This window comes from Streptomyces sp. NPDC037013, from assembly GCF_055607265.1.
On the sequence record NZ_JBVJRV010000005.1, the window covers coordinates 87,448 to 105,745 of the forward strand.

Consider the following 18,298-nt stretch of genomic DNA (forward strand, 5'->3'; position numbering starts at 1 on the left):
GTTGAGCGCGGACCACGAGGTACCCGCCGGGCGGCCGCTGTACGGGTGCATGGGGCTCGGCGGCACCTGGGACACCGCGCCGCACACCGCCGCGGACATCGCGCACGCCGAGGCGGCCGTGGCGGCCGCGCTCGACATCGGCATCACGGCGTTCGACCACGCCGACATCTACCGGCACGGCAAGGCCGAGGCAGTCTTCGGCGAGCTGCTCGCCAGGGCGTCCGGCCTGCGGGAGCGCATCGTCGTGCAGACCAAGTGCGGCATCCGGCAGGCCGAGGGGGGCAGGCCCGGTCTGTACGACCTGCGGGGGCCGAGCATCGTCCGGCGCGTCGAGGAGAGCCTCACCCGGCTCAGGACCGACGTGATCGACGTGCTTCTGCTGCACCGGCCCGACCCGCTGACCGGGCCGGAGGAGATCGCGGCGGCGCTCGGTTCCCTGCACGCGCAGGGTCTGGTGCGCCGTTTCGGCGTGTCGAACATGAGCGCCGCGCAGATCGCGCACCTCCAGGCGCACCTCGATGTCCCGCTCGTCGCCAACCAGCTGGAGATGAGCCTCGCCGACCGGGACTGGGTCGAGGCGGGTGTCCTGGTCAACACCCCGGCGGCGGCCGGGAACGGCTTCCCGCACGGCACGCTCGAATATTGCGTGGCGCAGGGCGTGCGGCTCCAGGCGTGGGGCGCCCTGGCCCAGGGCCGCTTCACGGGCCGCGTCGACTCGCCGGCCGCGCGGCTGGTCGCCGACCTCGCCGCGCGCAAACGCACCACGCCCGAGACGATCCTGCTGTGGTGGCTCCAGCGCCATCCCGCCCGCATCGCGCCGGTCATCGGCACCAGCCGGCCCGAGCGCATCCTCGCCTGCCGCGACGCGGTCGGCCGCGAGCCCGAGCTCACCCACGAGGAGTGGTACGAGCTGTGGGTCACGGCCCGGGGCGCGCCCCTGCCGTGACGCCGAGGGCACCCCAGGGATGTCGCCGCCCGCGCGGTCCCCTCAGGTCGCGCGCAGCGCCTTGGCGAGGACCGAATCGCCGGTGACCTCGATCCTGCCCTCCTTCACGCCCTGTCCGACGGTGAGTTCGCCGCGGCTCACCGCCACGCAGGTGGCCGCGTCCAGGACCATGCCCGCGTCGGCGCCGTCGGGCGCGGGCCCGTCGCCGTGGGCGGGCTCCCCCTCGGTCAGGCGTACGTGGAAGCAGCCCTCGTCGAGGCGTACGTCCACGACGCCTTCGGCGCCGGTCGCGGCGAGCCGGGGCAGCAGCGGGAGCGCGAACCAGTGCGCCCGCACCGCGTCCGTGGGCGCGCGCTCCGCGAGGGCGGGTGCGCCCCAGGCGGCGAGGGCGGCCAGGACGGGCCGCAACTTCTGGCCCCTCGCGGTGAGTTCATAGACGTACGCGGCCGAGGGCGGGGGCAGCCTGCGGCGGGTCGCCAGGCCCCGCTGCTCCATGTCCTTCAGGCGCGAGGCGAGCACGTCGGTGCTGACGCCCGGCAGGTCGGCGTGGAGGTCGGTGTAGCGGCGGGGGCCGACGAGCAGCTCCCTGACGATCAGCAGGGTCCAGCGGTCGCCCACGGCGTCGAGGGTCCGGGCTGCCGCGCAGTACTGGTCGTAGCTTCGGCGAGGTGGCATGCGGCATAGTCTATGCAAGTTGTTGGACTTTCCAAGCGGAGCCTTGGTAAAACCAAGTAACACACGTCACGGGAGGCGCACCGCATGGAGTTCCGGCAGTCGAGCAAGCTCAGCGAGGTCTGTTACGAGATCCGGGGCCCCGTCATCGAGCACGCCAACGCCCTGGAGGAGGCGGGCCACAGCGTGCTGCGCCTCAACACCGGCAACCCCGCGCTCTTCGGTTTCGAGGCGCCCGAGGAGATCGTCCAGGACATGATCCGGATGCTCCCGAACGCCCACGGGTACACGGACTCGCGCGGCGTCCTCTCCGCCCGCCGCGCCGTCGCCCAGCGCTACCAGGCGCTCGGCCTCGACGAGGTCTCCGTGGACGACGTCTTCCTCGGCAACGGCGTCTCCGAGCTCGTCACCATGGCCGTGCAGGCCCTCCTGGAGGACGGCGACGAAGTCCTCATCCCTGCCCCGGACTTCCCCCTCTGGACCGCCGTCACGACCCTCTCCGGAGGCAAGGCCGTCCACTACGTGTGCGACGAGTCCGCCGACTGGTACCCCGACCTCGACGACATGGCCTCGAAGATCACCGACCGCACCAAGGCCGTCGTGATCATCAACCCCAACAACCCCACGGGCGCGGTCTATCCGAAGGAGATCCTGGAGGGCATCCTCGACCTGGCGCGCCGGCACGGCCTGATGGTCTTCGCCGACGAGATCTACGACCAGATCCTGTACGACGACGCGGTGCACCACAGCGTCGCCGCACTCGCCCCCGACCTCGTGGTCCTCACCTTCTGCGGTCTTTCCAAGACGTACCGCGTGGCGGGGTTCCGGTCGGGCTGGCTGGTCGTCACCGGCCCGCGCCAGCACGCGAAGAACTACCTGGAGGGGCTGACGATGCTCGCCTCCATGCGGCTGTGCCCCAACGCCCCCGCCCAGTACGCCATCCAGGCCGCGCTCGGCGGACGCCAGTCCATCCGCGAACTCACCGCGCCCGGCGGCCGGTTGCACGAGCAGCGCGACCGCGCCTGGGAGAAGCTGAACGAGATCCCGGGCGTCTCCTGCGTGAAGCCGAAGGGCGCCCTGTACGCGTTCCCGCGCCTGGACCCGAAGGTCCACCCGATCCACGACGACGAGAAGTTCGTCCTGGACCTCCTCCTCCAGGAGAAGATCCAGGTCGTCCAGGGCACGGGCTTCAACTGGCCCCGCCCCGACCACTTCCGCATCCTCACCCTCCCCCACGCCGACGACCTGGACGCGGCGATCAGCCGCATCGGCCGCTTCCTGAGCGGATACCGTCAGTGAATCCTTGATCCGACGCCGACCCCGGGAGCACCGTGCCGTCCTGCACCACCTGTGCCGTGCCCGTCCACACGCAGTTCGCCTCGCCCGAGCTCGTCGCGCCCATCGTGTACGAGGGCTTCGACCGCGCCGCCGACCCCGCGTGGCGCACCTCGGGCGCGGCCACCCTCGACGACTACGCGCGCTGGTGTGGCCACTTGTGCGGCCTCACCTGTTTCCGGATGGCGCTCGGCCAGTCCGCGCCCTCCCTCTTCGCGCTGCGGGACGGCGCCTTGAAGTACGGCGCGTACACCGAGACGGACGGGGTGATCCGGGGGCTGGTCTATGCCCCGTTCGCCGAGTACGCCCGCGAGGAGCACGGCGTCGGCGCCGAGGTGCACCGGCACCTGACCGTCGAGGAGATCGGCGCGCTGCTCGACGAGGGGCGGCAGGTGATCGCGTCGGTGCACTTCGAGATTCGCCGCCCGCACCGCCCCTCGCCGGGCCGAGGCGGCCACCTGGTGCTGGTCACCGGGCGTACGGCCGACGGGCGGCTGCACTTCCACAACCCGTCGGGCGTCGACGCCCGCACCCGAACCGCCGAACTGTCCGCCGACGAGTTCGAGCCCTTCTTCGCCGGGCGCGGGGTCTCGCTGCGCTGACAGGTGGTCACGGTGCCTGCCAGGATGGCCGCATGATGCGTGGAGGCAGCGTCGCCGTCGTGGGCGGCAGCATCGCCGGGTGCGCCGCGGCCCTCGCCGCGCACCGGGGCGGCGCGGACGAGATCACGGTGTACGAGCGCGCCGCGGGGGACCTGGCCGACCGGGGCGTGGGGCTCGCCGTGCACGACTCCCGTTACGCGGAGCTGGAATCCGCCGGGTACATGGACGCGGGCATGCCCTGGGTGCAGCTCGTGCGGCGGCGCTGGTACGTGCGGGACGACGCGGCGCCCTCGCCCGTGGGGCGGCAGATCGCCGTGCTGCCGTTCCCCTTCCGTACGTACAACTGGGGTCCGCTCTGGCGGGAGTTGCGCGGCCGCCTGCCGCGGGACGTGGGGTTCCGCACGGGCGCCACCGTACGGGCGGTGGGTCCCGGCGGCGACGGGGGCGTCGAGGTGACCACCGACGCGGAACGCACCCGCCACGACCTCGTCATCGGTGCCGACGGCTACCGCTCGGCGGTCCGCGCGGCCCGCTTCGGGGACGTGCGGCCCGCCTACGCCGGCTATCTCGCCTGGCGCGGCGCGTTCCCCGACGCACGGCTGGCCGATCCGGAGCTGTGGGCCGAGGACGACTGCGTCTACGCGGTCTTCCCCGGCGGGCACGTCATCATCTACCGCATCCCGGACGGCGCGGGCGGCCACCGCGTCAACTGGGTCCTGTACACCGCGCCGCCGCCCGGACTCGACCTCGGGCTCGGCCTCGACCTGCGGCTCACCGGGCCCACCAGCCTGCCGCCGGGCGGTCTCACCGAGGCGCTCGCCGCGCATCTCGCGTACGTCGCCGACGAACTGCTGCCGCCCTACTGGGGCGCGGTGCTGCGCGAGACGGCGCCCGCCGAACTGTTCCTCCAGCCCATGTACGACTTCACCGCGCCCCGCTGCACCGCCGAGCGCGTCCTGCTGGTCGGCGACGCGGCGGCGGTGGCCCGGCCGCACACCGGCGCGGGCGCGGTCAAGGCGTTGCAGGACGCCACGGTCCTTGAGTCGGCCCTCACCGCGGCCGACACCTGGGCAGAGGCCCTGGCGGCGTACGACGCGGACCGGACCCCCTCAGGCCGTTCGATGGTGGATCTGGGGCGGCGGCTCGGCGCGGCCCTCGTCCAGGCGACCCCGGACTGGCGGGCCATGGACCAGGCCGCGATGGAGACGTGGTGGAAGCAGGCGGACGGGTCCGGGGCGTTCGGCGGCCGGGAGCTGCGGCGCTGATCCACGCGTGCGCGTACTGACTGACGCCGCGCGTCCGCGCGTGACGTGTGGTCAGGCGGTGGCTGTGCGTGCCGTTCCGGCCTCGTTTTGGGGATGCGCGCCGGAGATCAATAGTATCCGGCGATGATCACAAGACAACGGCCGGCGGCCTGGGTCATCGCCCTGCTCGCCGCCCTGACCGCCGGTGTCGTCACGGCGGGCCCCGCCGCCGCCGATGACGACGACGAACCGGCACAGCCCTCACCCAAGGTCGAGCTGGTCCTCGACGTCAGCGGCTCCATGCGGGCCCGCGACATCGACGGCAAGTCCCGGATGGCCGCCGCGAAGCAGGCCTTCAACGAGGTCCTCGACGCGACCCCGGACGAGGTCGCGCTCGGCATCCGCACCCTGGGCGCCAACTACCACGGCGACGACCGCAGGACGGGCTGCAAGGACACCGAGCTGCTCTACCCCGTGGAGCGGCTCGACAAGGCGGGCCGCACCGACGCGAAGACCGCCGTGGCGACGCTCGCGCCGACCGGCTGGACCCCGATCGGCCCGACGCTGCTCAAGGCCGCGGACGACCTGACGGACGACACCGCCGAGCGCAGCCGCCGCATCGTGCTGATCTCCGACGGCGAGGACACCTGCCAGCCGCTCGACCCGTGCGTGGTCGCCCGCGACATCTCCGCCAAGGGCATCCACCTCACCATCGACACCCTCGGCCTGGTCCCCGACGCCAAGACCCGCGACCAGCTGAGCTGCATCGCGGAGGCCAGCGGCGGCACCTACACCTCGGTCCGGCACACCGACGAACTGGCGGGCCGCGTCAAGCAGTTGGTGGACCGCGCGGCCGATCCGGTCGTCACGCCCGTCGAGGCGAAGGGCGCCGCGCAGTGCACCGACGCCCCCGAGCTGAAGCCGGGTCTCTACACCGACCGCGAGAAGTTCGGCGAGCACCGCTGGTACCGCGTGAGCGTCCCGGCGGGCAAGGAGCTGCGCGCCTCGGTGAGCGTGGCCGCGGACCGGGCCGTCAACCAGGACTACGGCGTGCTGCTGCGCGCCGAGACACCGCAGGGCCGTGAGCTCGTGCGCGGCCAGGAGTCCGGCGACGGGCGCACCGACGTCATATCGACCGGGCTGCGGCATCCGATACCGGAGGCGGACGACGAGGAGGAGGACGGCGGGAACAAGGCCGAGACCGTCTGTCTGCGCGTCAGCAACTCGTTCTCCGCGCCCGCGTCCGTGAAGAAGGCGCCGGGTCTGCCGGTCGAGCTCGCCGTCGACCTGGTCGACTCCCCCGACGAGGCCTCGGACGTCGCCTTCTTCGGGCTCGGCCACGGCTGGTGGCTGCTCGGTCTGCTCGTCCTCGTCGGCTTCCTGGCCGGCCTGGTGTGGGGCTGGCTCTCGCGCTGGCGCTTCGCGGTCTGGAGGACCAACTGATGCGTACGACACGTGTGGTGCGGCGCTTCGCCGCGGTGACCGGTGCCGCCCTGCTCGCCGTGACCGGCGCCGCGGGACTCGCGGTGGCCGATGACGACGAGCCGGCGGAGAAGGTCACGGAGGCGGGCACGTCGTTCCGTACCGCGCCCGCGCTCCGCATCGACCAGGAGGCCACGGCGGAGGCGTCCACGGGCGACTACCTCTACTGGGCGTTCCCCGTCGACACCGGGCAGCGCGCCACCGTCCACGCGACGGTGAAGCTCCCCGACGCCGCGGCCCGGCACGCCGCGTCCACCTGGCGGATCGACGTGTACGACGGGCTGCGGCGCCGCCAGGCCTGCCGGCTCGGCACGCCCGCGCGGACGGCAGCGCAGGACGCCGCCTCGGTCTCCCTCTCCTGCACGCTGCGCACGGTCAGGGCCTGGTCGGAGGAGTGGGCGAACGATCCGCTGCCGGGCACCTACTACGCGCGGCTGACCGTCACCGACCTCGAGGCGGACGACCTGGGGCTGCCGGTGCGGGCCGAGGCGAAGGTCACGGCGACCGACGCGGGCGGCGCGCAGGCGGTGGACGGTTCGCTCGGTGAGCCGCTGGTGCCGGGCGCGGGCTCGGACAAGCGGCAGACCGCGGCCGCGGTGGAGCCGGAGGACGGCTGGTCGGGCGGCTGGTGGTCCTCGCGCTGGCTCTGGACGGCGGCCGGCGGTGTCCTCGCGGCGCTCGCGGGTGTCGGCGGCTACGCCCTGACGCGCGGCTCGGGCCGCCCCGCCCGGGTGCCGCAGGGCATGTAGGGACGCGGGGTCGCTGCGGGACCCGCTTGCCGGGTCCCGCCGGGCGTGCGGCCCGGGGGGCGTGGCAGGCTCGGTGGTGGCGGTGCCGGACGGCGCCGCCACCACCGGAAGAACAGGAACGGCACGACCATGGGCGATCTGCTCCTCGTCCGGCACGGCGAGACGGAGTGGTCCCTCTCGGGGAAGCACACCGGCGTCACGGACATCCCCCTCACGGACAACGGCAGGGAGCAGGCCCGCTCGCTCGCCCCGCTCATCGGGCGGTTCCGGATCGGGGCGGCGTTCACCAGTCCGCGGCAGCGTGCGCGGGAGACCGCGGAGCTGGCCGGCTTCGGGGACGCCCGGGTCGACCCGGATCTGAGCGAGTGGGACTACGGCGCGTACGAGGGCGTCACGACCTTCGACATCCACCGCACCCGGCCGGACTGGTACCTCTTCACCGACGGTGTCGCCCCCGGGCCTCCGGAGCACCCCGGCGAGAGCCCGGAGCAGGTGGGCGAGCGCGCCGACCGCATGCTGGCCAAGGTGGACGCGGCGCTCGCCGACAACGAGGGCAGCGTCGTCCTCTTCGCCCACAGCCATTTCCTGCGCGTCCTGACGGCCCGCCGTCTCGGCCTGCCCGCGTCGGGCGGCTCGATGTTCCTGCTGGCCACCGGCACGGTGAGCCGGCTGTCCACGGAGCACCGGCGGCATGTGGTGGCGAGCTGGAACCTGCGTCCGCAGCTGGTGAGTTGACCGGCCCGGCCGGGTGAGCGGGCCGGGCCCGGCCGGTGGTCGCGGCCCGGCCGGCGAGGCTCCCCGCATTCGACAGGCGCGATGATGATCATCAAGACTGCGCTCATGCGATACGGCGTGAACCTCCTCAACTTCGGCTCAGGCACCACCCCCGACTCCCTCGTCCGGCAGGCGACCGACGCGCGTGAACTCGGCTTCGAGTTCGCGATGATCTCCGACCACATAGCGGTGACGCCCGACGTCCACGAGGTCTATCCGGCGCCGTTCTACGACCAGTTCGTGCTCGCGGCGCATCTCGCGGGCCGGGTGCCGGGGCTGCGGCTCGGCACCACCATCACCGTCATCCCCTACCGGCACCCGCTGCAGACGGCCCGCATGGCCGCCAACATCGACCGGCTGAACGACGCCGGGTTCATCCTGGGCGCCGGTGTGGGCTGGTCCGCCGCCGAGTACGAGGTGCTCGGCGTGCCCTTCCGGGAGCGCGGTGCGATCACCGACGAGTACCTGATGGCGATCCGCGCCGCGTGGCGCGAGGACCCGACGTCCTTCTCGGGCCAGTACGTCTCGTACGAGGGCGTCCGCACCGCCCCGGCCCCCGCGACCCGCCCGCACCTGCCCGTCTGGGTGGGCGGCAACTCCCCCGCGGCGCAGCGCCGCGCGGGCCGCCTCGGCGAGGGCTGGCACCCGTTCATGCCGAGCAGGGAGCTGCTGGACTCGGCGCTCCCCCGCATCGCGGCCGAGGCCGATGAGGCGGGCCGCCCCGCCCCCGCCCTGGTGCCGCGCCTGCAGATCCGGCTCGGGCAGCGGCAGGACACCCCGGACCGGCCGCTCGGGCACGGCAGCGTGGAGCAGATCCGCGACGACCTGGAGACACTGGCGGGACTCGGCGCGACGGACGTGCTCCTCGACACGTATCCGGGCGACCCCGGGGAGCGGGCGGACGCGGACGAGGACCGCCGGGTCCTCGAACTCCTGATGTCAGTGGCACAGGGCACCATCAAAGGCAGGTGACGGAACCGGCCGGGAAAGGGGTGCGTGCGCGGTGAAGCCTCCGACAGCCGCCCAGCGACGGATCATCGAGGCCGCGGACCCGCGGACCGGACGCCTGTCCGGCAGCGAGTCCCAGCTGACGGGCCTGGTGCGGGCGCGTCTCGCCTTCCGCCATCCCCGGCCCCCGCACGCGTATTTCCTGACACCGGCCGGCCATCGCATACGGGACGGGGCGGACGAGGAGCCGACCCCCGCCCCCGCCGCGCCCCCACCCCCGGCCGCCTCCGGGGGCTTCGCCGCCCGCACCGGCACGGAGCCCGCGCCACCGGGACCCGGGGGCCCGGCACGGGCGCGGGAGGTACGCGGCGCCTGGGAGGGCCTGGTCGAGCTGCGCCGGATGACCAACACGGACGGGGCGAGGGACCGCCCCTGCGCGTGGGAGCGCACGCATCTCGTGCGGGCGGCGGCGCTGGCCCTGGAGGCGGCGGGGTGCCGCCCGGCGGGCCCCGGCGAGGAGGGGTACCGAGTGGTGGAGACGCCGCAGCCGGAGGCCGTCGCCGTCCGGGAACCGACGCCGGAGGGACTGCGGGCGTGCGCGGCGGCCCTGGAGCGGGCGGGCTGGCAGGCCGGCGAGCACACCGAGCCGCGCGGCGGCGGCCGCTACGTCCTCGCGTCGCCGCGACGGACGTGAGCGGACCTCATCCCGCACACTCCGCGACGCCGGCACCGCCCCTGCCCCCGGGCTGACCGCCCGACGCCAGCAGCTCCTCAAGACACCACTGGACGGGCCGCGCCATGGGGACGAGGGTCGCGGCCCGGGCCGCAGGTCAGGCGTCCCTCGCCGCCGCCTTCGTACGAGAAGTGGAACGCCTTGCGGCACGCAACGCGGCGCAACCATCTCTGCCGGCCACGGTCGAGCACGCCGAGGGGGGACGCGGGGTCAGGTTCGGAGTGCTTTCCGGAGGAACTCGCCGAATTCAGCGGGGTGCGTGGTCAGGCCGGTGTGCCCGCCGGGGAAGTGCCGGAGTTCCATGGCGAGACGCTCGGCCAGGAAGGCGGCCGGGCGGTAGGGCAGCTCGCCGCGCGAGTCCTCACCGCCAGCGAGCACGCATCGGTCCGACAGTTCCTCCAGCCGCTGGATGTCCGGGACGTAGGACATGAAGCCGGGCACGATGCGCCGGACGAAGTAGGGAAGGTTGGCCATCGTCCGCTCGGCCCGGGCCGCCGCCTGCGGTGGCAGCTCGACCGCGGCCTTCGGCTCGGCGGTGTCGCCGTCCTTCCTCATGCCGGCGGCGAACACGGCCATCGCCGGCATGAGCCCTTCGGAGTTGAAGGTCTCCTGCACGCGCGCGATGAGCGCGCGATGAACGGGGGCGTCCGGCAGGACCTCCACCAGCGGCGGTTCGTGCGCCACGAGGCGCTCGACGCGTTCGGGGTGGGCGGTGAGCAGGTGCAGGGCGGTGATCGCGCCCGAGCTGGAGCCGAACACCCGGGCGGGCTCTCCGGGCGACAGCAGATCCATGATCCGCAGCGCGTCGTCGGCGTGCTCGGCCACGCGTTGGTCGGCCTCGGGGTCGTCCAGCGTACTGCGGGACATGCCGCGCGGGTCGTAGGTCGCGACGGTGTACTCGGCGGCCAGGTCCTCGGCGATGCCGTCGAAGGATGCCGCGCCGCCCGCGCCTCCGGGGATCAGCAGCAGGAGGGGGCCCTGGCCGCGTACTTCGTAGTGCAGGTTCGCGCCGTTCACGCGCAGGCTGCCGATGGCGGGGGCGGTCATGAAGAGTCTCCTTCTCGGGACGGGGGCCAGTGCTCCAGGAGGGTGTGGAGGGCGTCGAGGGCACGGATCCAGGAGTGCTGTGGCGCACGCTCGTGTGCGAACCCGCCTGCCGCCTCCAGGGCGACGAATCCGTGGAACGTGCTGCGCAGCAACCGGACCGCGTCGGTCAGGTCGGGTTCGGCCAGTCCGTAGCCGCGCAGCACGCCGTAGGTCAGCTCGACCGCACGCCGTGGTCCGGGCGCGTTCGCGGCCAGCTCGGGGTCGATCTGGATCGCGGCTTGCGTGGCCGCGTAGCGGCCCGGATGCTCGTGGGCGTACTCCCGCCATGCGTCGGCGAACGCGACCAGCGCGTCCTTGCCCGCCCGCCCGGAGGTCGCCTCCGCGATGCGGATGGTCTTCTCGTCCGCCGCCAGCAGGGCGATCCGTCCGCGCAGATCCTCGAGGCCGCGGACGTGCGCGTAGAGGCTCGCGTCCTTCACGCCGAGCCGCCGCGCCAACTGCGACATGGTCACCTGGTCGAGTCCGACCTCGTCGGCCAGCTCGGCACCCGCGATCGTCACCCGCTCCGCCGTCAGCCCTGCCCGCGCCATGCACACTCCTCATTTCCTAGGGGTCCTAGTTTTAACCTAGGACCCCTAGGAACGGCAACCGACTGGCACCACTCACGCCGACTCCGCCCTTGCGGATGGCTCACCGTGAGACTGCCGGGCGCCCCTCAGCGTGAGGCGAAGGCCGTTAGGACCAGGACGAGTGCCTCGCCCCCTGTCAGGGCGTAGAGGCCGAACCCGCCGGTGGCGTGGGCCAGTCCGGGGGGCGGCGGTGACCGTGCAGGCGGTGTAGACGGCGCCATCGAGAGCGTGTCCATGACATCGTCACCCAACCAACCCATCCCGTTCACGCGGCCGTACGCACATCCGTGCCACTCTCCCGATGGTTGATTAGTCAACTCGCGTAGACCGCCCGCCGATTGGCCGCCCGGCCCGGTGCTCGGCGCGCGCGAGACCTCCGGGAAAGGACACACCCCCACATGCCCCTCCCGCGTGTACACCGCTGGAAACCACTGGCCCTGACCGCCGCCGCGGTGCTCGCCGGCATCACCCTGCCGGCCACCGCGACGGCCACGCCCTCCGCCACGCCCTCCGCCGCGCCCTCCCCCATCACCGCGCCCCGCGCCGCGTACGACGACACGTACTACAAGGACGCGCTCGGCAAGACGGGCCCCGAGCTCAAGTCCGCGCTGCACACGATCGTCAGCCACCAGACGAAGCTCACGTACGACCAGGTCTGGGACGCGCTGAAGACGACCGATCAGGACCCGGCGGACAGTTCCCACGTGATCCTGCTCTACAGCGGCACCTCACGGAGCAAGAGCGCGAGCGGCGGCGACCAGGGCGACTGGAACCGCGAGCACGTCTGGGCCAAGTCCCACGGCGACTTCGGCACGTCCACCGGGCCCGGCACCGACATCCACCACCTGCGTCCCGAGGACGTCACGGTCAACAGCATCCGCGGCAACAAGGACTTCGACAACGGCGGCAGCGCCGTCGCGGGAGCCCCCGGCAGCCTGACCGACGGCGACTCCTTCGAACCGCGCGACGCGGTCAAGGGCGACGTGGCCCGGATGATCCTCTACATGGCCGTGCGGTACGACGGCGAGGACGGCTTCCCCGACCTGGAGCCCAACGACAAGGTGGACAACGGCAGCGCGCCCGCCATCGGCCGCCTCTCCGTCCTGAAGCAGTGGAGCGACGAGGACCCGCCGGACGCGTTCGAGAAGAACCGCAACCAGGTCATATTCGACCGGTTCCAGCACAACCGGAACCCGTTCATCGATCACCCGGAGTGGGTGGAAGCGGTCTGGTAGGCGAGTGAGGTGAGCTCGGCGAGGTCGTCGGCGTCGAGCCGCAGCGCGGCCGACGCCACGTTCTCCTCCAGGTGGTCCGGGGAGGACGTGCCCGGGATGACCAGCATCGCCGGGGAGACGGCGAGCAGCCAGGCCAGCGTGATCTGGGCGGGCGTGGCCCCGTGCCGGTCGGCGACGCGCCGGAGCACCTCCAGGTCGGGGGCTCCGGCGCCGCCGAACGGGAAGTACGGGACGTAGGCGATGTCCTGCTCCGCGCACAGGTCGACCAGCTCCGCGTGCTCGCGCGTGAGCGGGCTGAACCTGTTCTGTACGGCGACGACGGGCGCGATCTCCCGCGCCTCGGCGAGCTGTTCCGGTGTGGCGCTGCTGACGCCGAGGTGCCGGATCAGCCCCTCTTCGCGCAGCGCCGCCAGCGTGGCGAAGCGGTCCTCGCCGGGGCCGTCGCTCCGCAGGAAGCGGAGGTAGACCAGGTCGAGGTGGTCGCGGCCCAGCTCGCGCAGGTTGCGGTGGACGGCGGCGCGCAGCTCCGCCGGGCCGGCCGGATCCGTCCAGCTGCCGTCCGGGAGGCGGCCGGGCCCGACCTTGGTGGCGATGACCAGGTCGTCCGCGTACGGGTGCAGGGCCCTGCGGATGAGGTCGTTGGCCGCGATGTCCTCGAAGAAGTAGAAGGCCGCCGTGTCGATGTGGTTCACGCCGAGCTCGACGGCGCGGCGCAGCACGGCGATGCCGCGTTCCGGGTCGCGCGCGGGCCCTTCCCAGCGGGGCGCGGGAAGCCGCATGGCGCCGAATCCCATGCGGTGGACGAGGAGTTCCCCGCCCATGCGGAACTGGCCGGCACAGGCGGCCGCGCCGCCCGGGTGCTGAGTGGTGCTCTCGGTGATCGCCATGGCCAGATCCTCCGGCGTACGCATTTCGTACGCGAACACATGGCCACTTGCTGCCAGCGTTGACCCCCCGCGCGGGGCCCCGCAGACTGTCGCCACCATGCCGAGCACATCACAGAACGACCAGATCGTGTCCCTGCGGGGCGAGCGGGAGCTGGTGCGCCGGGCGGGCGACCTGATCACCGGAGCGCGGGAGGAGTTTCTGTGCGCGGCCGCGGACCTGGTGACGTTCTCGCCCGGGGTCAACGCCGCGTTCGCCGGAGGCAGGCGGCCGCCGCTCACCCCCGGCGGCCTGGTGATGCGCAAGCTGTACACGCCGCGAGCCCTCGCGGACGAGGAGTCCGAGGAACGGCTGCTGCGGATCGCCGAGTCGGGCGCGCAGGTGCGCATCTCCGCGGCGCCGCTCGTGCACGAGGCGATCGTCATCGACCGGCGGATCGCGATCCTCGCGGGCGCACCGGTCCGGGGCGTCCGGCCCTTCACGGTGATCCGGTCCGCGGTCGCGGTCGAGGGCGTCAGGACGCTGGTGTACGCGGCGTGGGAGACGGCCATCGACCTCGCGGAGTTCCGCCGTACGCGGCCGCCCGTACTGGACGAGGAGGCGCGCCGGGTCCTTCGGGCGCTCGGGGCCGGTCAGACGGACGCGGTGACGGCACGCGAACTGGGCATGTCCCTGCGCACGTACCGCAGGCGGGTCGCGGAGCTGATGACGACGCTCGGCGCCACGTCACGCTTCCAGGCGGGGCTGCGGGCACGGGAGTTGGAGTACGGGGAGAGAGGTGGGGCGACAGGGGCGACACGGCGTTGAACGTGCGGCTCCAGAAAAAGCCGGTTGCCGGGCCGCGCGTACTCTCAGCCGTCCCCGAAGGCCGCCGCGAGGAACGCGTCGATCTCCTTGCGGACGTAGCGCGAGAGGCCGGTCAGGCCGGCCACGATGTCGCGGAGCTCCAGGGCGAGTTCGGGGGCGGCGGCCCAGACCTCGGGCTTGCCGGCGACGACCGCATACAGCAGGTCCTCGTCGAACCAGCCGCCCTCCGCCTGCTCCGGCACGGTGTCCCGCAGGATCTCCACGGCCGGGGGAAGCAGCCAGGGCACCCCGACGTCCTGCCGGATCAGCCGGGCCAGCTCGTGGGGCTCCAGTGTCCCGACGGGACGACGCCGCAGTTCGTACACGTTCCTGACCATGGGGGTCGCGTCCGCGGGCGGATCCGGCCAGCGCCGACCCTCCAGCTCCTCCAGGGACCTACCACCATTTCCGGACCGGCCCACGCCCCATGTCCCCTCTCGAAAAACCCCCTCCGGTGACACGCAGGCCCGCGCCCCGGTCACCGGCTGAGTCGAGTCCGTCGGGCACCCAGCCACGCCACGGCGAACTCCTCGCCACTGATGTGATCCGCCGCGAACGACTCCATGAGTGCCACCTGATCCGCCGTGGCCGATCCTTCGGCGACGTCGCTCTTCGAAGCCCACGCCACCTGGGCGGGCCGGGCTCCCGCCGCCGCCCTTGACAGGCCGTGCGAGGCCACCTCGAAGTCGCCCTTGCCCAGGTCCCCCATGGCCGACTACCCCCGATGCCTCACGTTGCAAGGTGCACAAGCCAATGTCAGACAGTAGCCGCTACGGGCGACCGGAGGCTTTACGCGTCCACCAGGCCCTTCCTCTCGTCGTAGGCCGCGCGGGACTCCGCGATCGTCACTCTGTGTTCTTCCGCCCAGCCGGTGAGGCGCAGGAGTGTGCCGTGGAGTTCGCGGGCCACCGGTGTCAGTTCGTACTCGACCTTCGGCGGGACCGTCGGGTGGACCGTTCGTACGAGGAGGCCGTCGCGTTCCAGGTTGCGGAGGGTCAGGGTCAGCATGCGGCGGCTGATGCCCTCGACCGCGCGCTCCAGTTCGGTGAAGCGGATGGGGCCGTGGGCTGCGGCGATGATGATCGACACGCTCCACTTGCCGACCACCCTGTCAAGAACTTCCCGCACCGGGCACGCCTCCGCGTTCACGACCTGGGCGGTAACACGCGTGTTCCCCTGGGACATCAAAGTGCCTCCTTCTGCCGGCGACCATGGTCACCCACGATGAACCCCGTTACAAGTCGTGCACCTTTGCAGGTCAACGGTGCCAGGTACGGAGGTCGTCACCATGTCCCAGGCCGTGTCCGAGGTCAACTCCCCAGCGCCGCAGGCCCTTGCGTCGCAGGCCCCCACGCTGCCCGCCCCGGCGCCCCGGCGGCGCGCGTCCCCGTGGACCTCGCTCGCCGTCCTGTCGTCCGGCGCGCTGATGACCATCATCGACAGCACCATCGTGACCGTCGCGATGCCGTCCGTCCAGAGCGATCTGGGGTTCTCGGCGGCCGGGATCGCCTGGGTGGTCAACGCCTATCTCATCGCCTTCGGCGGGCTGTTGCTGCTCGCCGGACGGCTGGGCGATCTGGTCGGCCGCAAGCGGATGTTCGTGTCGGGGCTCGCCGTCTTCACCGTCGCGTCCGTGCTGTGCGGGGTCGCCACCGGCCCCGGCCTGCTCGTCGCGGCCCGCGCCCTCCAGGGTGTCGGCGGCGCGATGACCTCCGCCGTGGTGCTCGGCATGCTCGTCGCCCTCTTCCCGGAGCCGCGCGACCGGGCCAGGGCCATCGCCGTGTTCAGTGCCGTCGGCGCGGCGGGCGGCGCGATCGGCACGTTCCTCGGCGGCGCGCTCACCGAGACCCTCGACTGGCACTGGATCTTTCTGATCAACCTGCCCATCGGTGTCGTGGCGCTGGTCGCGGCGGTACGGGTGCTCGACGCCGACCGCGGCGCCGGCCTGCGCGACGGGGCCGACTACCCGGGTGCCGCGCTCGTCACCGGCGCACTGATGCTGACCGTCTACACCATCGTCACCGCCGCCGAGCACGGCACGGCCGAAACGGCGCTCCTCGCCGCCGGTTCACTCCTGCTCTTCGTCGTCTTCGCGGTCCGCCAGGCCCGCGCGGCCCACCCCCTGCTCCGGCTCCGCCTCTTCCGCTCCCGCACCCTGACCGGCGCCAACGCCGTGCAGATGCTGATGATCGCCGGGATGTACGGCTTCCAGTACATCGGCGCGCTCTACCTCCAACGCGTCCTGGGCTTCGGGGAGTTGGCGAGCGGCTTCGCCTTCCTGCCGGCCCCCGTCGTCATCGGCGTGCTGATGCTGGGACTCTCCGCGAAGGTCATCGGCCGGTACGGCGCCCATCGCACCCTGCTCGCGGGGCTCACCCTGATCACGGCGGGCCTCGCGCTCCTCGCCCGGCTGCCCGCCGACGGTTCGTACGCCGTCGACGTCCTGCCCGCGATGCTGCTGCTCGGGGCCGGGTTCGCCGCCGCGATGCCCGCCGTGACGGGGCTCGCGATGGGCGGGGCCTCGGACGAGGACGCGGGACTCGCCTCGGGTCTCTTCAACACCACGCAGGTGGTGGGTGGTTCGCTCGGTCTCGCCGTCCTGACGACCCTGGCCGCGAGCCGCACCGACTCCCTCACCGGCCAGGGCACGGACCTCGTCACCGCCACCGCCGACGGCTACCGGCTCGCCTTCTGGGTCGCCACGGGCATCGCGGCGGCCGGCCTCGCGCTGGCGACGGCGGTGCTGCGGCCGGGCCCGCGACGCCCCTGACGCCCTGGCACCCCTGACGGCCCCTGACGCCATGAGGATCCGGTCAGTCGTCCAAGGCCTTCAAGACCTTCCCCAGGTCCACGAACTTGAAGTTCGTGGCCGGCCGGTCGCCCTCTCCGGGGGCGTCGTGACCGTCCTGGACGACCAGCAGGCCGTGCGGATAGGCCGGGCCGAGCGGCTCGTTCAGGGCCGCCGCCCCGTCGCACTCCTCCGAACCGTCCAGGGCGCCACCGGCCGGTGTGACGCGGAAGCCGCCCTCGTACTCGTGGTGATCGCCCGGCTCACGGTCGTACGCGGCGAAGGTGTTGTCGCCCTGGCTGGAGGCGAGCACGTAGCCGTCCCCGCCGGACTCGGCGACCAGGGTCAGACCCTCCACGTCGGCCGCGATCCGCTTGCCGCCGTAGCCGGGGTCGGCGCCCGGGACGCACTCCTCCGTCCCCTCGTCGTAGACGCCGGGGACGCCGTACTCCCGCACCTTGTCGATGAGCCGGGGCTTTCCGGTGAGGTCGGCGCGCATGCGCCAGATGCCGACGTCCTCCTGCCCCGCGTAGAGCGTGCCGTCCGCCGGGTCGACGACCATGCCCTCGACCTGCGGAAGCTCACCGGGCTCGGCGCACGGCGTCCACGACGTGCCGTCCGGCAGCCGGAACGTCGACGGCAGGTCCAGGGTGCGGACCGTGCGGTAACCGACCTTGCCGTCCCGGCCGGGGAGCAGTTCGAGGAGCGCGACGGTGGTCCGCTCCCTGCGGCTGACCAGGGCGTACGAATGACCGCTGGCCTTGTCCTGCCAGGTCGCGAGCCCGTACGCGGTCCGCTGCCCGTTGATCTCCGTCTGGTCGGCGGAGAAGACGGGCGGGGCGGCCGGGTCGGTGACGTCGGTGAGCGGGCCGCCGGGGCGGTCGCGGTCGATGCGGTAGAAGCGCAGCCGGTCGTTGCCCCGGTCACTGGTGACGGCCAGGTCGGCGCGGCCGGAGGAGAGCTTCAGGCCGTGCACGAGATCGACGTTGTTGAAGCGGCCCGGCGCGTCGTCCGGGCCGGTGGCGGGCGGGGCGGCGACCGACTGTACGAGGCGCGCGTCCAGGTCGTACGCGCGCAGACCGCCCTCCTTCGCCGTGGCGATCACCAGGCTGCGCGCCGGGTGCGCGGCGTCGCGCCAGATCGCCGGATCGTCGGCGTCCGCGTTGCCGCCCGCGTCGTCGTCGTGGAGCACGGGCGTCTCGGCCCGGGGCGTGACGGCGGGCAGCGGCTCGGCGGCCGGGGCGGCAGCCGTGGTCGCGGTGAGCGTGGCCGCCAGGGCAACGAGTACCGCACCTATGGTTGTTCGACGGGTCGGACAGTGTCTGGTCACGCGATGTCTCCTCGTTCCGGGAACGGATGGATCTTGCGTGAGAGTGGGGCCCG

General features: G+C 72.9%; 20 protein-coding genes. 12 read left to right on the top strand and 8 right to left on the bottom strand.

Annotated features, from left to right (window positions below; all coding sequences use genetic code 11):
- The first annotated feature begins 1 nt into the window (after window position 1).
- A complete protein-coding gene (locus ACZ7DY_RS19435; protein WP_471136886.1) occupies window positions 2-946 on the top strand; it encodes an aldo/keto reductase in 945 nt (314 codons plus the stop codon).
- A 42-nt stretch (window positions 947-988) separates the two neighbouring features.
- Here the strand turns inward: ACZ7DY_RS19435 and ACZ7DY_RS19440 are convergent, their stop codons facing one another.
- The gene (locus ACZ7DY_RS19440; protein ID WP_471136888.1) at window positions 989-1,621 is read right to left on the bottom strand and encodes a winged helix-turn-helix transcriptional regulator; all 633 of its coding nucleotides are present in this window, start codon (window positions 1,619-1,621) and stop codon (window positions 989-991) included.
- 84 nt (window positions 1,622-1,705) lie between these two features.
- Here ACZ7DY_RS19440 and ACZ7DY_RS19445 point away from each other — a divergent pair, with 84 nt between their 5' ends.
- From ACZ7DY_RS19445 to ACZ7DY_RS19480, 8 genes are all read left to right on the top strand, one after another.
- Window positions 1,706-2,917, top strand: a complete 1,212-nt coding sequence (locus tag ACZ7DY_RS19445; RefSeq protein WP_471136890.1) for a pyridoxal phosphate-dependent aminotransferase — start codon at window positions 1,706-1,708, stop codon at window positions 2,915-2,917.
- A 56-nt stretch (window positions 2,918-2,973) separates the two neighbouring features.
- A complete protein-coding gene (locus tag ACZ7DY_RS19450) occupies window positions 2,974-3,555 on the top strand; it encodes a cysteine peptidase family C39 domain-containing protein (protein ID WP_471136892.1) in 582 nt (193 codons plus the stop codon).
- Window positions 3,556-3,590: 35 nt separating this feature from the next.
- Complete coding sequence (locus ACZ7DY_RS19455; RefSeq protein ID WP_471137691.1) at window positions 3,591-4,820, top strand: FAD-dependent monooxygenase; 1,230 nt, start codon at window positions 3,591-3,593, stop codon at window positions 4,818-4,820.
- Window positions 4,821-4,943: 123 nt separating this feature from the next.
- The gene (locus ACZ7DY_RS19460) at window positions 4,944-6,242 is read left to right on the top strand and encodes a VWA domain-containing protein (RefSeq protein WP_471136894.1); all 1,299 of its coding nucleotides are present in this window, start codon (window positions 4,944-4,946) and stop codon (window positions 6,240-6,242) included.
- Window positions 6,242-7,030: a hypothetical protein gene (locus ACZ7DY_RS19465; protein WP_471136896.1), complete on the top strand. Its 789-nt coding sequence runs from the start codon at window positions 6,242-6,244 to the stop codon at window positions 7,028-7,030. Before ACZ7DY_RS19460 ends, ACZ7DY_RS19465 begins: the two co-directional genes overlap by 1 nt.
- A 129-nt stretch (window positions 7,031-7,159) precedes the next feature.
- The gene (locus ACZ7DY_RS19470) at window positions 7,160-7,765 is read left to right on the top strand and encodes a histidine phosphatase family protein (protein ID WP_471136898.1); all 606 of its coding nucleotides are present in this window, start codon (window positions 7,160-7,162) and stop codon (window positions 7,763-7,765) included.
- A 105-nt stretch (window positions 7,766-7,870) separates the two neighbouring features.
- A complete protein-coding gene (locus ACZ7DY_RS19475) occupies window positions 7,871-8,776 on the top strand; it encodes a TIGR03619 family F420-dependent LLM class oxidoreductase (RefSeq protein WP_471136900.1) in 906 nt (301 codons plus the stop codon).
- A gap of 31 nt (window positions 8,777-8,807) precedes the next feature.
- Window positions 8,808-9,446 (top strand): hypothetical protein, encoded by a 639-nt coding sequence (locus tag ACZ7DY_RS19480; RefSeq protein WP_471136902.1) that lies wholly within the window; start codon window positions 8,808-8,810, stop codon window positions 9,444-9,446.
- Window positions 9,447-9,695: 249 nt separating this feature from the next.
- Here ACZ7DY_RS19480 and ACZ7DY_RS19485 read toward each other — a convergent pair whose 3' ends face one another.
- A complete protein-coding gene (locus ACZ7DY_RS19485; protein WP_471136904.1) occupies window positions 9,696-10,532 on the bottom strand; it encodes an alpha/beta fold hydrolase in 837 nt (278 codons plus the stop codon).
- Complete coding sequence (locus ACZ7DY_RS19490) at window positions 10,529-11,122, bottom strand: TetR/AcrR family transcriptional regulator (RefSeq protein WP_471136906.1); 594 nt, start codon at window positions 11,120-11,122, stop codon at window positions 10,529-10,531. The genes ACZ7DY_RS19485 and ACZ7DY_RS19490 overlap by 4 nt, the downstream gene beginning before the upstream one ends.
- A 437-nt stretch (window positions 11,123-11,559) precedes the next feature.
- Here ACZ7DY_RS19490 and ACZ7DY_RS19495 point away from each other — a divergent pair, with 437 nt between their 5' ends.
- Complete coding sequence (locus ACZ7DY_RS19495) at window positions 11,560-12,396, top strand: endonuclease I family protein (protein ID WP_471136908.1); 837 nt, start codon at window positions 11,560-11,562, stop codon at window positions 12,394-12,396.
- Here the strand turns inward: ACZ7DY_RS19495 and ACZ7DY_RS19500 are convergent.
- Window positions 12,366-13,283, bottom strand: a complete 918-nt coding sequence (locus ACZ7DY_RS19500) for an aldo/keto reductase (protein ID WP_471136910.1) — start codon at window positions 13,281-13,283, stop codon at window positions 12,366-12,368. The two genes, ACZ7DY_RS19495 and ACZ7DY_RS19500, sit on opposite strands and share 31 nt — an antisense overlap.
- Before the next feature lie 97 nt (window positions 13,284-13,380).
- On the opposite strand from ACZ7DY_RS19500, the gene ACZ7DY_RS19505 reads away from it, so the two are divergent.
- Window positions 13,381-14,088, top strand: coding sequence for a helix-turn-helix transcriptional regulator (locus ACZ7DY_RS19505; protein WP_471136912.1), 708 nt, complete (start codon window positions 13,381-13,383; stop codon window positions 14,086-14,088).
- A 44-nt stretch (window positions 14,089-14,132) separates the two neighbouring features.
- On the opposite strand, the gene ACZ7DY_RS19510 is transcribed toward ACZ7DY_RS19505, so the two are convergent.
- The 3 genes from ACZ7DY_RS19510 to ACZ7DY_RS19520 form a co-directional block, all read right to left on the bottom strand.
- Window positions 14,133-14,642 carry a contact-dependent growth inhibition system immunity protein gene (locus ACZ7DY_RS19510; RefSeq protein ID WP_471136914.1) on the bottom strand — a complete coding sequence of 170 codons (510 nt, stop codon included), beginning with the start codon at window positions 14,640-14,642 and terminating at the stop codon, window positions 14,133-14,135.
- The gene (locus ACZ7DY_RS19515; RefSeq protein ID WP_471136916.1) at window positions 14,606-14,836 is read right to left on the bottom strand and encodes a hypothetical protein; all 231 of its coding nucleotides are present in this window, start codon (window positions 14,834-14,836) and stop codon (window positions 14,606-14,608) included. The genes ACZ7DY_RS19510 and ACZ7DY_RS19515 overlap by 37 nt, the downstream gene beginning before the upstream one ends.
- Before the next feature lie 80 nt (window positions 14,837-14,916).
- Window positions 14,917-15,312 carry a winged helix-turn-helix transcriptional regulator gene (locus ACZ7DY_RS19520; RefSeq protein ID WP_471136918.1) on the bottom strand — a complete coding sequence of 132 codons (396 nt, stop codon included), beginning with the start codon at window positions 15,310-15,312 and terminating at the stop codon, window positions 14,917-14,919.
- A gap of 103 nt (window positions 15,313-15,415) precedes the next feature.
- On the opposite strand from ACZ7DY_RS19520, the gene ACZ7DY_RS19525 reads away from it, so the two are divergent.
- Entirely contained in the window at window positions 15,416-16,897 is a 1,482-nt protein-coding gene (locus tag ACZ7DY_RS19525) for an MFS transporter (protein WP_471136920.1), read from the top strand.
- Window positions 16,898-16,940: 43 nt separating this feature from the next.
- Here the strand turns inward: ACZ7DY_RS19525 and ACZ7DY_RS19530 are convergent, their stop codons facing one another.
- Complete coding sequence (locus ACZ7DY_RS19530; protein ID WP_471136922.1) at window positions 16,941-18,245, bottom strand: phytase; 1,305 nt, start codon at window positions 18,243-18,245, stop codon at window positions 16,941-16,943.
- Window positions 18,246-18,298 lie beyond the last annotated feature (53 nt).

Coding starts and splice junctions, on each gene's coding strand:
- ACZ7DY_RS19515 (WP_471136916.1), bottom strand. CDS start 14,836: ATGGGGGACCTGGGCAAGGGCGACTTCGAGGTGGCCTCGCACGGCCTG.
- ACZ7DY_RS19440 (WP_471136888.1), bottom strand. CDS start 1,621: ATGCCACCTCGCCGAAGCTACGACCAGTACTGCGCGGCAGCCCGGACC.
- ACZ7DY_RS19455 (WP_471137691.1), top strand. CDS start 3,591: ATGCGTGGAGGCAGCGTCGCCGTCGTGGGCGGCAGCATCGCCGGGTGC.
- ACZ7DY_RS19490 (WP_471136906.1), bottom strand. CDS start 11,122: ATGGCGCGGGCAGGGCTGACGGCGGAGCGGGTGACGATCGCGGGTGCC.
- ACZ7DY_RS19465 (WP_471136896.1), top strand. CDS start 6,242: ATGCGTACGACACGTGTGGTGCGGCGCTTCGCCGCGGTGACCGGTGCC.
- ACZ7DY_RS19475 (WP_471136900.1), top strand. CDS start 7,871: ATGCGATACGGCGTGAACCTCCTCAACTTCGGCTCAGGCACCACCCCC.
- ACZ7DY_RS19505 (WP_471136912.1), top strand. CDS start 13,381: ATGCCGAGCACATCACAGAACGACCAGATCGTGTCCCTGCGGGGCGAG.
- ACZ7DY_RS19495 (WP_471136908.1), top strand. CDS start 11,560: ATGCCCCTCCCGCGTGTACACCGCTGGAAACCACTGGCCCTGACCGCC.
- ACZ7DY_RS19445 (WP_471136890.1), top strand. CDS start 1,706: ATGGAGTTCCGGCAGTCGAGCAAGCTCAGCGAGGTCTGTTACGAGATC.
- ACZ7DY_RS19470 (WP_471136898.1), top strand. CDS start 7,160: ATGGGCGATCTGCTCCTCGTCCGGCACGGCGAGACGGAGTGGTCCCTC.
- ACZ7DY_RS19485 (WP_471136904.1), bottom strand. CDS start 10,532: ATGACCGCCCCCGCCATCGGCAGCCTGCGCGTGAACGGCGCGAACCTG.
- ACZ7DY_RS19460 (WP_471136894.1), top strand. CDS start 4,944: ATGATCACAAGACAACGGCCGGCGGCCTGGGTCATCGCCCTGCTCGCC.
- ACZ7DY_RS19500 (WP_471136910.1), bottom strand. CDS start 13,283: ATGGCGATCACCGAGAGCACCACTCAGCACCCGGGCGGCGCGGCCGCC.
- ACZ7DY_RS19520 (WP_471136918.1), bottom strand. CDS start 15,312: ATGTCCCAGGGGAACACGCGTGTTACCGCCCAGGTCGTGAACGCGGAG.
- ACZ7DY_RS19525 (WP_471136920.1), top strand. CDS start 15,416: ATGTCCCAGGCCGTGTCCGAGGTCAACTCCCCAGCGCCGCAGGCCCTT.